Annotated in this window: 13 protein-coding genes and 1 pseudogene; 9 read left to right on the top strand and 5 right to left on the bottom strand. The window is 50.8% G+C overall.

The features are described 5' to 3' along the window. Positions 1-140: 140 nt before the first annotated feature. Positions 141-752, top strand: coding sequence for a 5-formyltetrahydrofolate cyclo-ligase (locus tag Q1B47_RS10915; protein WP_299793085.1), 612 nt, complete (start codon positions 141-143; stop codon positions 750-752). A gap of 77 nt (positions 753-829) precedes the next feature. Next, positions 830-1,315, top strand: coding sequence for a copper resistance protein NlpE (locus tag Q1B47_RS10910; RefSeq protein WP_299793082.1), 486 nt, complete (start codon positions 830-832; stop codon positions 1,313-1,315). Here the strand turns inward: Q1B47_RS10910 and ung are convergent. Continuing rightward, a complete protein-coding gene (gene ung / locus Q1B47_RS10905) occupies positions 1,299-1,967 on the bottom strand; it encodes a uracil-DNA glycosylase (RefSeq protein ID WP_299793079.1) in 669 nt (222 codons plus the stop codon). The genes Q1B47_RS10910 and ung overlap by 17 nt on opposite strands. A 247-nt stretch (positions 1,968-2,214) precedes the next feature. Between ung and Q1B47_RS10900 the strand changes: the two genes are divergently transcribed. The 3 genes and pseudogenes from Q1B47_RS10900 to Q1B47_RS10890 all read left to right on the top strand — a co-directional run bounded on the left by Q1B47_RS10900 (position 2,215) and on the right by Q1B47_RS10890 (position 4,186). Next, positions 2,215-2,778, top strand: a complete 564-nt coding sequence (locus tag Q1B47_RS10900; protein ID WP_299793076.1) for a type II secretion system protein — start codon at positions 2,215-2,217, stop codon at positions 2,776-2,778. A gap of 84 nt (positions 2,779-2,862) precedes the next feature. Next, a pseudogene (locus tag Q1B47_RS10895) lies at positions 2,863-3,420 on the top strand (type II secretion system protein). Positions 3,421-3,886: 466 nt separating this feature from the next. Further along, on the top strand, positions 3,887-4,186 hold the full coding sequence (locus tag Q1B47_RS10890) for a DUF3144 domain-containing protein (protein ID WP_299793074.1): 300 nt from the start codon (positions 3,887-3,889) through the stop codon (positions 4,184-4,186). A gap of 236 nt (positions 4,187-4,422) precedes the next feature. Here Q1B47_RS10890 and Q1B47_RS10885 read toward each other — a convergent pair whose 3' ends face one another. Next, positions 4,423-5,082, bottom strand: a complete 660-nt coding sequence (locus Q1B47_RS10885; RefSeq protein ID WP_299793071.1) for a LysE family translocator — start codon at positions 5,080-5,082, stop codon at positions 4,423-4,425. A gap of 178 nt (positions 5,083-5,260) precedes the next feature. On the opposite strand from Q1B47_RS10885, the gene Q1B47_RS10880 reads away from it, so the two are divergent. The 3 genes from Q1B47_RS10880 to Q1B47_RS10870 all read left to right on the top strand — a co-directional run bounded on the left by Q1B47_RS10880 (position 5,261) and on the right by Q1B47_RS10870 (position 10,438). Beyond that, positions 5,261-6,721, top strand: a complete 1,461-nt coding sequence (locus Q1B47_RS10880; RefSeq protein WP_299793068.1) for a sigma 54-interacting transcriptional regulator — start codon at positions 5,261-5,263, stop codon at positions 6,719-6,721. 206 nt (positions 6,722-6,927) lie between these two features. Beyond that, positions 6,928-8,373, top strand: a complete 1,446-nt coding sequence (ccoG, locus tag Q1B47_RS10875; protein WP_299793065.1) for a cytochrome c oxidase accessory protein CcoG — start codon at positions 6,928-6,930, stop codon at positions 8,371-8,373. Between the two features lie 466 nt (positions 8,374-8,839). Beyond that, positions 8,840-10,438 (top strand): AMP-binding protein, encoded by a 1,599-nt coding sequence (locus tag Q1B47_RS10870; RefSeq protein WP_299793063.1) that lies wholly within the window; start codon positions 8,840-8,842, stop codon positions 10,436-10,438. Between the two features lie 86 nt (positions 10,439-10,524). Here the strand turns inward: Q1B47_RS10870 and Q1B47_RS10865 are convergent, their stop codons facing one another. Next, the gene (locus tag Q1B47_RS10865) at positions 10,525-12,345 is read right to left on the bottom strand and encodes an ABC transporter transmembrane domain-containing protein (RefSeq protein ID WP_299793603.1); all 1,821 of its coding nucleotides are present in this window, start codon (positions 12,343-12,345) and stop codon (positions 10,525-10,527) included. Between the two features lie 300 nt (positions 12,346-12,645). Between Q1B47_RS10865 and Q1B47_RS10860 the strand changes: the two genes are divergently transcribed. After that, positions 12,646-12,972 carry a DUF2956 domain-containing protein gene (locus tag Q1B47_RS10860; RefSeq protein ID WP_299793060.1) on the top strand — a complete coding sequence of 109 codons (327 nt, stop codon included), beginning with the start codon at positions 12,646-12,648 and terminating at the stop codon, positions 12,970-12,972. Between the two features lie 195 nt (positions 12,973-13,167). Here Q1B47_RS10860 and Q1B47_RS10855 read toward each other — a convergent pair whose 3' ends face one another. Together Q1B47_RS10855 and Q1B47_RS10850 are read right to left on the bottom strand one after the other, a co-directional pair. Then, the gene (locus Q1B47_RS10855) at positions 13,168-14,106 is read right to left on the bottom strand and encodes an ion transporter (protein WP_299793057.1); all 939 of its coding nucleotides are present in this window, start codon (positions 14,104-14,106) and stop codon (positions 13,168-13,170) included. Positions 14,107-14,522: 416 nt separating this feature from the next. Next, on the bottom strand, positions 14,523-14,813 hold the full coding sequence (locus Q1B47_RS10850) for a winged helix-turn-helix domain-containing protein (RefSeq protein ID WP_299793054.1): 291 nt from the start codon (positions 14,811-14,813) through the stop codon (positions 14,523-14,525). Positions 14,814-14,867 lie beyond the last annotated feature (54 nt).

The following is a 14,867-nucleotide window of genomic DNA, read 5'->3' as shown; positions in this document are numbered from 1 at the left end:
GCGTTAATAAAACGGGTTGAGGGTTTTGCACCAGCACGCTAACCCCTTAACCCGTTTTTTTATGCCTGGTTGCACACATTCAGCCCGCCTTGCCAGCCGTAACTTAGCCAGTATACACTGAGCGCAACCTAGGAGGAGATGTGAAAACTCGATACCAATGCAGCGATCAGATTAAGCAAGCGCGACAACAGATAAGGCAAAGTGTGCGCAAAGCCCGGCGCAGTATCAGTGAGCCTCAGCAACGCCTGTTTGCTTCCAGTGCCAGCCAGCGTCTACTGCAACAGGTGCAAACCAGAGGTGCGCGTCATGTTGCCCTCTACCTGACCAATGATGGTGAGCTGGATACAGCTCCCCTGATACAGGCGCTTTGGGATGCAGGGGTTAATCTCTATCTGCCGCGGCTTCACCCTTTCTGTAGAGGCAATCTGCTCTTCTTCGCCTACACACCCGAGACGACGCTCGTAGAAAACGTGCTCAAGATCCGCGAACCGATATTAGATATCACCAGAATGATATTACCTCATGAGCTCGACGCCGTTGTCACCCCCTTAGTGGCGTTCGACAACACCGGCGCCAGAATGGGGATGGGTGGCGGCTTCTATGACAGAACCCTGGCCAATTGGCACAAAACAGGTAAACCTTATCCCATAGGTTTTGCCCATGATTGCCAGCAGGTTGACTCGCTCGACAGCGAGCACTGGGATGTGCCCCTGCCTGTGATAGTCACACCGACACGGGTGCTGAAGTTCTAGGTTCCAGGTTCTAGTTGCGAGTTGCGAGTTGCGAGTTGCGAGGAACCATAGCGAGATCTAAAAAGATAAGGAATAGGATGAAAATTCAATGTATTGCACACACTAAGCTGGCTGTTCTGGCACTGCTGGCATTAGGCGCTACGGCCTGTTCGACACAGGTTCCGGAGCTAAAAACCAGCACAGAGCCAGCGCAGGCGTCACAGCTTCCCCTTGGGGATAACAGCCAGAATGCTCTCGACTGGGATGGCAGCTATTCGGGTATCACCCCATGTGCGAGCTGCGAGGGGATCAAGACCCTGCTGACCCTCAAACGCGATAACAGTTACATTCTGGAGTCGGTCTACCTTGGCAAAAGCGATAAGCCCTTTATCGAGCAGGGAAGGTTTGAGTGGAACCGGAGCGGCAGCAAGATCACACTGAAGCCGGAGGCTGCCGACGAGGAGGCCGGCAAGCAGTTTCTGGTCGGTGAGAATCAGTTATTTATGCTGGACAGGGCGGGAGAGCGCATCACAGGCGCCCTTGCCGACAGCTATCGCTTAGTAAAAATCACACCTGCCAGATGATAGGCTCACTCCCCAGTGATGTCAGCAAGGCATTGGTTTTGGAGAAATGTTTGCAACCGAAGAAGCCCCGATAAGCGGACAGCGGCGAGGGGTGGGGGCCCGATAGCACATGATGCTGAGGTGCGGTGATCACCTTGCCCTTTTTAATGGCGTGAGCGCCCCACAGAATGAAGACTATCGGTGTCTCCTGTTGGTTCAGTAACTGTAATGCATGGGTGGTAAAGGTTTCCCAACCCGACTTTGCGTGTGAGTGAGCCTTACCCTGCTCTACGGTCAACACGGTATTGAGCATCAACACCCCCTGCTCCGCCCAGCTCGACAGATGCCCGTGGTTTGGAATAACAAACCCATCGATATCATCGGCGAGCTCCTTATACATATTAACCAACGAGGGGGGCGTCTTAACACCATGCTTAACCGAGAAACAGAGGCCATGGGCCTGGTCCGGGCCATGGTAGGGGTCCTGACCTATGATAACGACTCTGACTCTGTTTAAAGGCGTAAGATCGAATGCGCTGAACACCTCATCCCTGGGGGGGAAAATAGCCTTACCGCTGGCTCGCTCGGCAGAGACAAATGTCTGAAGTTGGTTGTAGTAGTCCTGCTGCTTTTCAGCCTCAATAAATGAACCCCAGTTCGAATGCTCTAGCATATACCCCTCATTAACAATTTTTAAATTAGCCAATCCCTGAAATAACAGGGCTCAAATAACCCGCACCAAAACAGACGTGTATATTCGACAGACGAGTCTGTTACTACCACAATTATTACAGGAGCAATGACAAGAGCTGTAACAAGGCTAATAACAGATAAGTACAAATAATGGACCCGGCTCAGATTATACGGCGCTATAAAGTGTTACTATACCCGGATCAAATAACCAAAGGTTTCACACACATATGTATTCTGGCTCACACACCTCTTCCATCGCAAAAACAGAAGGCTTTACTCTGATTGAGCTTGTAGTGGTGATCATTATACTCGGAATACTCTCTGTCGTCGCCCTGCCCAAGTTTATCAATGTCTCTCAGGACGCCCATGTATCCACGGTTAAGGGGACGGGAGGAGCATTCAAGTCGGGCATCAATCTGGCCAGAGCCGTCTGGGCCACCCGCGTAGGCTCGGGCCCCGCCGATGACCTTCCCGTTTTCGGTACCGCGACTGAGGGTGAGTTGGACTTTAACGATAATGGCTGGCCTGCCCAGCACTGGGGGATCGCAGATTCAGAAGGCGATTCACCGAAACTCGACAACACAGATGATTGTATCTCTGTCTGGGAAACCATTTTCGAAGGCGACGAGCCCAGCGTATCTGCAGCCGGCAGCAGCGATGACACCGACTACAAGGCTAACTACCTCTTTTCGAACAACTGCCGCTACGATTACTCGGCCAACACCAATCTGAGCATCACCTATAACTCCCTCGACGGCAGTGTCACTATCGACTCTGATCCCAACAGTTAAAGTGGTTTTAACTTACTGAAATAAAAGCTAACATATGCGCCAAAAAGAGGCTGAGCTTATATCGCTCTCCCGGTAATCACTTCCATGGATGACACAATGAGCAACAACTACCCGGCAACACAACGCGCCTCCGGCTTTACCTTAATCGAGCTGGTCATCGTGATTATCGTGCTGGGATTACTGGCGGTTATCGCCTTGCCTAAGTTTGTGAACATCAAGCTGGACGCTCAAGTATCGACGGTCGAGGGCACAGGTGGCGCCTTTGCCGCGGGCATAAAACTGGCCAATGTGAAGTGGGCATCGAAGGGACATTCAGGCCCGGTCGATAACCTTCAGGTGTATGATACCGGCAGTAGCGGTCAACTGGATATCAACCTATGGGGTTGGCCGGCTTAGAATTACCCGCCTTTCGAGGCGAGTCCACGCCTTAACAATACCAACGACTGCATGTCAGTGTGGCGCACCGTATTACTCGATGCACCTAAGGTATCCACCTCTGCCGATGTGGCCGATTCTGTCTATAGAGCGACCTATATCAGCCCGGATCAGTGCAGATACTTTTTCAATGAGCTGCCGACGCTCTCCATCTATTATGACTCCCGCGACGGCACGGTTATCACAGACTCAGATCCGGAGACCTAAACAGGGCAAAGAAAGCCGTAAGCCCATGGAAAGTAAAAGAAAGTTGTAAACTGCAAGCTGTAAGCTGTAAGCTGTAAGTTTTAAGTTTTAAGTTTTAAGTTGTAAGAAAAGGGCGAGACTCGCAGCTCGAAACTCGTGGCCTTATACACATTCGCGGCTAAAGCCGCTCCTACATATAGAATGGTTCGCACCGGTAATGGCAGACCCCCTGCACTTCACATAATCACGAAGTTGATGTCGGATAGGCGAAGCCGTCTGCGAAGCAACAGGCCTATGGCCGTCGTCATTTCAGCTGCAGTACCATCATCATATGTCCTCGTTTCCAGCTTTCAGAATGTGAGAGCTGAAACCTTGTTCTTGGTAACCGATAGCGATAAAGATCCCATATAGTTCACAATAATGATTTATTAATGACTAATTTAAGTTAGAATCCGGAGACTTAAATTTATTACAGAGTGAGTGCACCATGTCAGAAGCGGGAAAAGAAACCACCATTTTTCAGTTAGCCGATCAGTTTATTGCCCTTGCAAACGAATTAAGCGCTAAAGAGCAGGATGTAAGCAAGGTAGGCACGGCAATGCGTTTTGCAGCTTCGCGCTTCAACGCTTTCGAGGCGGCACTGAAATCAGCCGATCTTGCGGCAGAGAAAGAGAATGCACTCGAGTGGTTCACCAAAGAGTACAAAGATATGCTTAACGATAACCTGGATGATCACATCAAGCATCCACCGGTATCTAAAGCGGAAAAGACAGAAGAGCCTGCTTAAAAACTAAGTTCTAAGCTGTAAGCTGTAAGCTGTAAGCTGTAAGCTGTAAGCTGTAAGCTGTAAGCTGTAAGCTGTAAGCTGTAAGCTAAAAAAATGCCATCGGCAGTAGTTAACTGCGATGGCATTTTTGTATCCGGCGTATGGGCAAATATCGTGGCTCATAAATCTCAGCTCGTAGCTCGTAGCTCGTAGCTCGTAGCTCGTAGCTCGTAGCTCGTAGCTCGTAGCTAAGCATTCTAAATCGTCACGATAACCCTGATAGCCAGCAAGATCAGCACCACACCCGAGAGTTTATCTATGATGGCCGCCTTGGCTCTGAGTCTGGGCAGGACCGAGGGGTGTGACAGGATAAGTGCGATAAAGGTATACCAGAGTCCATCTACCACCAGTGGCGTAAACACGATGAGAGACTGGCCAATCAGGCTGTCGGCGGCCATAACAAATTGACTGAACAGTGCCAGGAAAAACAACATGATCTTAGGATTAAACAGTGAGATGGCTAAACCATCCCTTGCCGCCGCCAGTGTGGCGGCTCTGGAGTGACCCGCCGCAGAATCGGTTACAGCAACACTGTCTGAGTCATTTCCGCCATCCAGCTTATCCGATATTCCGCCGTTTGAGCCCAGTGCCTTAACCCCCATCCAGGCAAGATAAAGCGCACCGATAATCGCAATACCATTGAATACCATAGGCGCCTGCTTAAGCACGACGGCGAGTCCCAGCAAGGTAACAAGGGCATACAAGCCAATGCCGATAGAGTGCGCCCAGGCACAGAGGATACCTTTGCCACGTCCCCCGGTAAGCGTGTGGCGCACAACCATAGCCAGACTCGGGCCCGGCGACATCGCCCCCAGGCAGCATATGGCCAATAAACTTAGCCAGGCAGTAAAACTCATAAGACCCCTAAATCAAAGTGAAAGCGGGCTCAGAGCCCTATCTGTGTTCATCGGTAAACTGTCCCGGATGGTAAGAGCTGCGTCCGGCATTTGCAAGCGATACAAAAAAGGCACGATATTTCGTTATTAGGAAGTTTAGCGTTATACTAAAGGCAATAACCTACTCTTTGGATGCCCTATGACCGCCATTAATTTACACCCAAGCTCAGACCATGACGGCTTTCTCCCGGAAAACCAACTCATCCTCAATGCGGTCAGCGAGGGGATATATGGATTTAATCTCGATGGTAACGCGGTATTTATCAATCCCGCCGCCGAGCGCATGACGGGGTGGAAAAGCGCCGAGCTACTAGGAAGAAATATCCATGATTGTCATCATCATAGCCACATGGATGGCAGCCATTATCCTAAGGAGGAGTGCCCCATATATAACACCTTAAAAGATGGGATCGCCCGCGAGATAAGCCATGAGGTTTTCTGGCGCAAGGACGGCACCAGCTTTCCCGTGCACTATACCTCGACACCGGTATATAAGGAGGGACGTCTCATAGGTGTGGTCGCGATATTTCGCGACATCAGCATACAAAAGCAGACAGAGCAGTCGCTCAGACAGGCTCTGCAGCAGGTACAGGCCCTGTCTGAGAAGCTATCGTCTGAGAATCAGTACCTGCAGCTGGAACTGGCGGACAAAACCGGCGATGTGGGGATCTCGGGCACCAGCTCACAAATAAAACAGCTGATCGGGCAGATAAAATTAGTTGCCAATACCGAGAGTACCGTATTGATCAGCGGCGAGAATGGGACCGGCAAGGAGTTGGTCGCACGTAACCTGCATAAACTCAGCAATCGTGCCGACAAGCCCCTGGTCTGTGTCAACTGCGCCGCCTTCTCCTCCAGCCTGCTGGAGAGTGAACTCTTCGGCCATGAGAAAGGCGCTTACACCGGAGCGACCAGTCGCCGTAAGGGACGTTTCGAACTGGCGAATGGCGGCACCCTGTTTTTGGATGAGGTAGCAGAGCTGTCTCTGGAGGCACAATCAAAACTCCTGCGGGTGATCCAGGAGCAGGAGTTTGAGCGAGTCGGCAGCAGCGACACCATCAAGGTCGATATCAGGCTTATCACTGCCACTCACCATGATCTGCTCAAGCGGGTAGAACAGGGGCTGTTTCGCATGGATCTCTACTACCGCCTCAACGTATTCCCTATTTACGTGCCCCCCTTAAGAGAGAGGCTCGACGATATCCCCGAGCTTGTCAGCCATATCATTCAAGAGCTTAATCGTAAACTGGGTAAGAAGATCACCCGAGTCAGCCAAAAGGGACTGCAGAGACTGATGCAACACAATTGGCCGGGCAATGTGCGTGAACTGCAAAATGTTATCGAGCGGGAATCGATTCTTACTCAGAGCCAGGTGCTGAAGTTGTCACAACAACTTGGTCCGCAAGGCGATCAGGAAAAGAGGGTGAAAAAATCAGATGATCAGACGCTGGCAACCATGGAGAAACATCATATCAGCCAGGTTCTGCAGGAGACCCATTGGCGTATATCCGGCCCCACCGGAGCCGCTGCCAGGTTGGGGCTGCCGGCCAGTACCCTGAGATCCAGAATGAAGAAGCTCGACATCAACCGCCCTGTATAGCTGAAAAACAGTCCTTAGCTTCTGTTAAGTGGCTAAAGCTTACAGGTCACGATATATCGCCACAAAGCGATATATCGTGACCCTATATAGAATCAAAAAATATAAAAAGCACACTTTTCAATCGGTTAAAAAATATATCTGTTGGCCTGAGCCTTGCTATATCTGCGCATGTGTAGAGTCTAATTCGTGCCATATAGAGAAGTCAGATGCCAGACAATAAAAGCAAACCTGAATACCAAACATCAAGCAACACCATAGCGATCAAGCAGATCCCTGTAGATCAGCCTCCTTCAGACAAGCGAAGTGTCACTAAGATCCAGATGAAACAGCAGAAAGGGAGATTTCAGAAGATCCGCACCACAATGAATACGGGACTGGTGTTGCTGTTTTTACTACTGCCCTTTATCACCCACGGTGGCCGACAAGCCATTCTTTTCGACCTGGAAGCGCAGCAGTTCTTTTTCTTCGGCACCAGCCTCTGGCCACAGGATTTCACGGTATTGGCATGGGTCTTTATCGCCGCCGCTTTTCTGCTCTTTTTTGTAACCGTTTTCTGGGGTCGTGTCTGGTGTGGTTATCTGTGCCCGCAAACTGCCTGGACCTTCATGTTCGCCTGGATTGAAAATCGTGTCGAAGGAAACCGCACTAAACGCCTGGCCTTAGATAAAGCCCCCTGGAGTACGGACAAGCTATTAAAACGGCTCACAAAACACCTGATTTGGGGGCTGGCCGCAGTGATCACAGGTTGCGCCTTCATCGCCTACTTTATTCCGGCAAGAGAACTCTACCTGGATATTTTCACCTTCAATGCCAGCTTCTGGGTATCCGCCTGGGTCTGGTTTTTTGCCCTTTGTACCTATCTCAACGCCGGCTGGATGCGCGAACAGATGTGCCTGCACTGCTGCCCCTACGCCCGATTCCAGTCTGCCATGTTCGATGGCAATACCAAGACGGTGACCTATGATGCGGCCAGAGGTGAGAGCCGCGGCCCCAGAAAGCGTAAACAGGAGACCAAGCTCGGAGACTGTATCGATTGTAACCTGTGTGTGGATGTTTGCCCGACAGGGATCGACATCCGCAATGGCTTACAGTACGAATGCATCAACTGCGGTGCCTGTGTCGACGCCTGTAATGAGACCATGGAGATATTCGGCTATCGGCCGAACCTTATCGGCTATTTCAGTGAAAATGCCCTTAAGGGCAAGCCTAAGCCCATATTTGGCTCGACTAAGTTCATCGGCTATGGCATCGCCGCCGTCATCATGTTTATCGTGATCGCCATAGATATGAACGGCCGCAGCGATATTCAACTCAATGTCATACGTGACAGGCAGCAACTATATCGTGAAACAACCGATGATATGGTTGAGAACAGCTACACACTCAAGATCAGAAATAAGACCCAGCAGACCCGCTATTATCGCCTCTCTGTCGACAACCCTGAGCTGTTTACGCTGTCGGCGAAGCAGGAGTTAGTGATAAAGGCCGGAGAGCTGCTCGACTACCCGGTTACGGTGAAGGCCAATCCGCTTATGTTGTCCGGCGCGCAGAGCCCGATCATATTTTCGGTCTCCGAAGTGGGTCACAGTGAGACGGCTGTTTATCAGGAGACTAACTTCTTCGGCCCCATCTTCCTGGCCAGCTGCCGCTAGCCCATCTCTTATCAGCCCCCTATTCGCTCCCGGGAGTCTCTCCCGGGAGTCTCTCCCGGGAGCATGACGACTCAATATCAGAGACATTCAACTCATCCGATGACTTATACAGGTCTCATTCAGAGCTGGCCGGCAGGCCAATCTAAGCTTCCACTCTAAGCCCTGCTCTTGTCGAAGAAGCTTAAAAAAAATCACAAAGTAAACGGGGGTTTTTCATAACCTTAGCATCGAAATCCTGCCAAAGGGAGCCATGAAAACAACCTCTAGCCAAAGATGAAATTAGAGTATAAATTCTAAATTTTACAATATGATAGCCTCTTTACGAATGTGATCTATTTCTCATTTTCCTGTTGACCTCTGACTATTTTTGCCTCTAATCTAAACGCCTGTTTGATTTAAATAGAAACAAAAACCACTAAAGATTCCGGGCAACCAATATTCAATTAATTGAACAAGGGCAGTAACAATGGCATATGATTCAGATGTGAAACTTGACCTCACAACATACACCTCTCTTATCGATCTGATTGAGCAGACTGCCAGCCGTTACGGTGACAAGACAGCCTATGCCTGCCTTGGGCATCACACCACTTTCTCTGAAATTGAGCGCGACTCACGCTACTTTGCCGCATATCTGCAAAATCATTCCGGATTGGAGGTGGGCGACCGCGTCGCGATACAGCTCCCCAACATTACCCAGTTCGTTATCGCCGCCTATGGGGCCATACGAGCCGGCATGGTGCTGGTCAACACCAACCCACTGTACACAGAGCGTGAGTTGACCCACCAGTTTAACGATAGTGGCGCTAAGGTATTAATTGTGCTCTCAGATCTGCTGCCGACACTCACCAATGTGGTCGCCAACACCGCTATCGAAACGGTCATATCCACCCATGCCCTGGACCTGATATCCCCTCAGACACAACCCGAGGTGCCGTTTGAGACCGAGCCATTTAATGCCGTGTTACAAAAGGGAAAGCAATCACCATTTGAGCGACTCACCTGCCCGGTAGAGACCCTGGCGGCGCTGCAATACACGGGAGGCACGACGGGGCTGTCGAAGGGAGCCATGTTGAGTCACAGCAACTTAATCGCCAACGCCATGCAGATAAAGTCCCGTTTAGGCGAGCAGCTTGTCGAAGGAGAGGAGATATTTGTCGCACCGCTTCCCGTCTACCATATCTACGCCTTCATGGTGAACCTGGTGCTCTATTTCGAACGTGGCTGCTGCTCGGTACTGATCCCCAACCCGAGAGATATCTCCTCGCTGATAACGACCCTCTCACAGTACCCATTTACCGGTTTTGCCGGCCTTAACACTCTCTTTGTCGGCCTGTGTCATCAACCCGAATTCAGGGCGTTAGACTTCAGTCACCTGAAGATCACCATCTCAGGAGGCACCGCCCTGACACAGGCAGCGGCCAATGTCTGGCAAAAGACCACGGGGTGCAACATCTCAGAAGGCTACGGTTTATCTGAAACATCACCGGTCGTTTCGCTTAATGCTCCGGGCCATGAACGGCTGGGCACCATAGGTAAACCTGTGCTGGGCACAGAGGTAAAGATCCTCGATAACGATGATAACCAAGTGCCACAGGGAGAGAGTGGTGAGCTGGCAGTGAGAGGCCCTCAGGTGATGAGCGGCTACTGGAACAAGGCCGCAGACACCGCAAGGGTGATGACTAAAGAGGGGTTCTTTAAAACCGGCGACATCGCCATCGAGACCAGCGACGGCTTTCATAAGATAGTCGATCGTAAGAAGGATATGATCATCGTCTCAGGCTTTAACGTCTACCCTAACGAGGTGGAGGAGGTACTGGCCAGCCACGACAGTGTACTGGAGTGTGCCGTGGTGGGGATAGACAACGAGCACAGCGGTGAAGCGGTGAAGGCCGTTATCGTACTCGCCAACGATGAGGCTGACACCATAGAGGTGGAGTCAAGCATCCTGGCCCACTGCCGCGATCAGTTAACCGCCTACAAGATACCTAAAGTGGTCGAGTTTGTGCCTGTGCTGCCAAAATCTACCGTCGGTAAGATACTGCGAAGGGAGTTGAGGAAGTAGGACCGGCTTCAGCCGGGAATGGAGGCAAAAAGAAAGCTGTAAGCGATAAGAAGCTTCGCGGCTAAAGCCGCTCCTACACCCCATAGCTATTCAGCCTCAGTGAGCAGTTGCAGGCTGGCAAACTCACGGTAGAGCTCACTCGACTCCATCAGCTCCTGATGAGTACCACTGGCGATTAGCTCGCCTTTGTCTAATACCAGTATGCGGTCGGCATTGAGCACTGTCGCCAGCCGGTGGGCGATAATCAACGTCGTCTTACCTGCCATCAAGCTATCAAGTGCCTGCTTAACCTTCTGTTCACTGATCGCATCCAGGGCACTGGTGGCCTCATCGAGCAACAAAATAGGCCTGTCGGCTAATATGGCCCTGGCAATAGCGATACGCTGCTTCTGTCCACCCGATAACCTGACGCCCCGCTCTCCCAGATAGGTTTGATACCCCTCACCGAACTCCTGAATAAACTCATGGGCTCTGGCGGCGATACAGGCCTCGATGACCTCCTGCTCACTCGCATCTAACCTGCCATAGCGCACGTTTTCCAGCACACTGGTGGCAAAGATCACCGACTCTTGCGGAACCAAAGCATACTGTTTCCGCAGTATCTGGGGAGAGAGTCTGGCGATATCTACGCCATCGAGCTCTATGGTACCGCTATCGAGCTGATAAAAGCGTTGCAGCAGCTCGAACAGAGTACTCTTTCCGGCACCACTCGCGCCCACCAGCGCCACCCGCTCACCGGGCTGAACCTCGATATCCAGCCCACGTATGACCTCTGCTTCTCCCGCGGTCGCATCACCATTCTGCTGAATGTTGTGATAAGAGAACCGCACCTGTTTAAGGCTCAGCTTTCCCTCTACCTGTGGGGGCAGTTGCTCCGGGTCAACGACCGTAGGTATATCGATTGGTGTTTCAACCAGCTCTATCAGACGCTCGGTGGCCCCCGACGCCCGCTGTATCTCACCTATCACCTCGCTGATGGTTGCAACCGACCCTGCCACCATCACCGCATAGAACATGAAGGCCGACAGTTCACCACCGGATATACTCCCGGTCATCACATCCTGAGCCCCCACCCAAGTCACCAGAGCTATCGCCAATATGCTGAGAAACATCACCAGAGCGATCAGAATCGAACGATAGCGGATACGTCCCCTCGCCGCCTGCATCACGGCCTCGACCCGCTCATTGAACAGCTGCCTGTCTTTCTCTTCATGGGTGTAGGCCTGAACCGTGTGGATCTCGTGCAGACTCTCATCGACATAGGCCCCCAGGTCGCCCACCCTGTCCTGGCTCTTACGGGAGAGGTCCCTCACCTTGCGGCCAAAGAAGAAGATAGGCCCCAGCACCATAGGCACAGCCAGCAACACCAGACCGGTCAGCTTAAGGCTGGTTATCGCCATCATCACTATGCCACCGACAACCGTGACACTGGCCCGCAGGGCCATGGAGAGGCTGGAGCCCACAACAGACTGCAGCAGGGTCGAGTCGGCTGTGAAACGGGAGATCACCTCACCGGTACGCAATCTGGCATAGAAGCCCGGGGACAACTTCAACAGGTGGTCATAGACCTTGAGGCGAATGTCGGCACTCACCCTCTCCCCTAACCAGGTCATCAGGTAGAAACGGCAGAATATGGCGGAACTACTCACGGCTGTGATGCCTATCACCAGCATGATGATCTCGTTAAGCCGGTCGCCGTTATCCTGCAGGAAGCCCTCATCGACCATCAGACGCACTCCCTGACCGAGGGATAGCCAGGCCAGAGAACCGATAAACAGGAAGATAATTGCGGCGACAACCCTTCCCTTATAGGGCCGTAAAAAAGCGCCTATCCAGGGGAGAACCGGTCTCTTGTTTATTGCGGGAGCTGAAGAGAGCGGCTGACTCTGTTTCGAGTCGGCGGTCATGGGTGTTGAAACTGAGGTCGTATCTTGACTCAATGGAACTTCCTTATCTGAAGCAACGACTAATAATAGAGAGCATTTCTCAGGCAAGTTCATTAAACCGGCACGCTGAATACACTCTTTAAACAAACTCTTTGTACAAGCAGAGAATATCAAAACCCGATTATGAAAGTGGGTTTTGTTTGTATCAAAAAATGCGCCCTCTTTGACTGAACTTATATGAATTTAAGTATATAGTCTTGTCACATCAGCAATCGATACGAATTCAGAATCGATACTAATTCAGAGTAGCAGTAAAACTTTATGGCAAAGAACATCTCCAGCGAAACCCAAAACGAAGCGATGAAAGTCGCTAAGGCCACTCAGAAACCGGGACAAACCAAGGAACAGACTAAGCTTATCGCCTTAGGCATCGAGAAGGGGATCGCGGAATACAAGAAACAGCAGAAGAGCAAGGCACGTGACCGGGACAAGTCCCGTAAACAGGAGATAAGAGCCAAGGCTAGGGCGGCCGAGGTTCAGAATACCGAAACCGATGAGGTTGAAGCTAAAGCAAACATCCAGCTGTTGCCATGGGGATTGCTGATCATCAGCTGGATTGGGTTTATCGGCTTCCACTTCTTGAAATAAAGAGTATGAAATAAAGAGTTGAAATAAAGAGTATGAAGTAAGCAGCACGAGCCACTATGAAGAGCCTGGATGACAGCAGCATACCTGCTGATATCTTTGGCTCTTACTTACCGCTTACAGCTTTATGATTACTCCTCTGAAACCTTCGCGGCTAAAGCCGCTCCTACAGGGGCCATGAGCTCGTAGCTAATCAACTTACCCCACCCTTTGTGCTCTCTGAACTAACAAGCCTTTGAGCTCGGCAATCTGCTGCTTCAGCTCTGCCACATCGGCGGCGCTGGCTGGCTTTTCGGCCTCAGCGATCTGGCAGGCGTGTTCAGCAACGAGTCGATCGGTGCGTTCATCCAACGGCTCTGATACCTTGGCGGCTTCGGCTTCATAGACAGCGTCGCCTCCGGCATCTGCAATCTCCTCCTTCTCCTGGCGCATCGCCTGGGTCTCCTGAGTCATCACATCCAGTACGGCTCCCACCATCATGTTAAGAAATACGAAGGCGGTCAGAAAGATAAAACTAAGGTAATAGATCCAGCTAAGCGGGTAGACCGCCATGGTTTCATACATTACAGAGGTCCATGATTCGAACGTAGATACCCTGAACAGGGTTAGCATAGCGACCGAAACGTCGCCCCAGAGAAAGTCATTAATATGAGCGAACAGCATGCTGCCGATGGCCCCGTAGATATAGAAGATCACAAACATCAACAAGGCGATATAACCCATGCGCGGAATCGCTTTCAGCAGGGCATTCACCAGCATTCTCAACTCAGGGATCATAGAGACGAGTCGCAGTACCCGGAAGATACGCAACAAACGGGCGATGAGTATTCCGGCGCCTCCGGCAGGGATCAGGCTGCCAATGACAATCAGAGTGTCGAAGATATTCCAGCCATTACTGAAGAACTTCTTCGGGCCATCACTGGCTAAGAACCGAATCACAATCTCTATGGCAAAGAACACAGTGATACCAATATCCAACACCACCAGGCTCTTCTCCATCCAGATGGGAAGGTGATAGGTGTGCGCTCCGATCGACAGGGCCGATACAATGATCACGAATATCACAAAGCCCTGAAATGCTTTGCTGTTGTCTATCAGCTTAAGTTTGTCCTGTATGCCAGAAACGTTTGCCAGCACGGCAGATCTCCTCTACATCAAAATTTAGTTATATGAAAAAGTAAAAAATAACTGAGTCAGTCAGGTTTATGGGAGCCGCAGAGGTTATGAGTGAGTCCGCAATGGTGAGAGTGCGTCAGCCTCTTCAGCAGCCGGCGGACTCTATCAGGAGTAGCTTAAATTTTTATTAAAAAAGAGATGGCCAAGGTGACAGGATTAAATGACAGGATCGGATAGCAGAAGTAACAGAACGGATTAGGGTATAAAAGGGAAAACCAAACGCCTTTATGCACCAGCTTTATACACACAAATAACAGCCGGATGCCGCTCTTTACAAAGCATGAATTCGGGAGAGAAGGCTCTCAAGCTCGTGTCTCGCTCTTCGTAGCACTTAAAGATTCGCGGCTAAAGCCGCTCCTACATCGCTCGAAACTCGATCAAGCCAGTATTTCGGTGATCTTCTCCAGATGAGTATCGACCCAGGCACTACTGATGGGCCCCCAGGTATGAATCCGATAGTAGCCGGCATTGTTGCGTTCACCATCCTGAATAAACTGACACTCGATACCTATGTCTGAAAGCGCCGCGATAGCGTCTTGAAGCGTTCGCCTCGGCATGCCAGTCAACTTGTTTAAAGACAATAGGTTATGTTGCTCACTGTCAATATGGTGCGCAAGGTATAGCTTTCGGAGAAATGCTTTTTTCTGTTTTGAGACTTGAATGTCCAAATCGGCACCTTTTATTTAAATAGACCAAATTATCAATAACTAATATCTTTCATT

Origin of the sequence: uncultured Shewanella sp. (genome assembly GCF_947501225.1) — a bacterium.
Lineage (GTDB): Bacteria > Pseudomonadota > Gammaproteobacteria > Enterobacterales > Shewanellaceae > Shewanella.
Note: the sequence above shows the minus strand (reverse complement) of the source record. Positions and strands in the feature narration are given on the sequence as shown.

Bases quoted from the DNA above. Each gene is read 5' to 3' on its own strand.
- Q1B47_RS10910 (WP_299793082.1), top strand. From the start codon at position 830: ATGAAAATTCAATGTATTGCACACACTAAGCTGGCTGTTCTGGCACTG.
- ung (WP_299793079.1), bottom strand. From the start codon at position 1,967: ATGCTAGAGCATTCGAACTGGGGTTCATTTATTGAGGCTGAAAAGCAG.
- Q1B47_RS10900 (WP_299793076.1), top strand. From the start codon at position 2,215: ATGTATTCTGGCTCACACACCTCTTCCATCGCAAAAACAGAAGGCTTT.
- Q1B47_RS10890 (WP_299793074.1), top strand. From the start codon at position 3,887: ATGTCAGAAGCGGGAAAAGAAACCACCATTTTTCAGTTAGCCGATCAG.
- Q1B47_RS10885 (WP_299793071.1), bottom strand. From the start codon at position 5,082: ATGAGTTTTACTGCCTGGCTAAGTTTATTGGCCATATGCTGCCTGGGG.
- Q1B47_RS10880 (WP_299793068.1), top strand. From the start codon at position 5,261: ATGACCGCCATTAATTTACACCCAAGCTCAGACCATGACGGCTTTCTC.
- ccoG (WP_299793065.1), top strand. From the start codon at position 6,928: ATGCCAGACAATAAAAGCAAACCTGAATACCAAACATCAAGCAACACC.
- Q1B47_RS10870 (WP_299793063.1), top strand. From the start codon at position 8,840: ATGGCATATGATTCAGATGTGAAACTTGACCTCACAACATACACCTCT.
- Q1B47_RS10865 (WP_299793603.1), bottom strand. From the start codon at position 12,345: ATGACCGCCGACTCGAAACAGAGTCAGCCGCTCTCTTCAGCTCCCGCA.
- Q1B47_RS10860 (WP_299793060.1), top strand. From the start codon at position 12,646: ATGGCAAAGAACATCTCCAGCGAAACCCAAAACGAAGCGATGAAAGTC.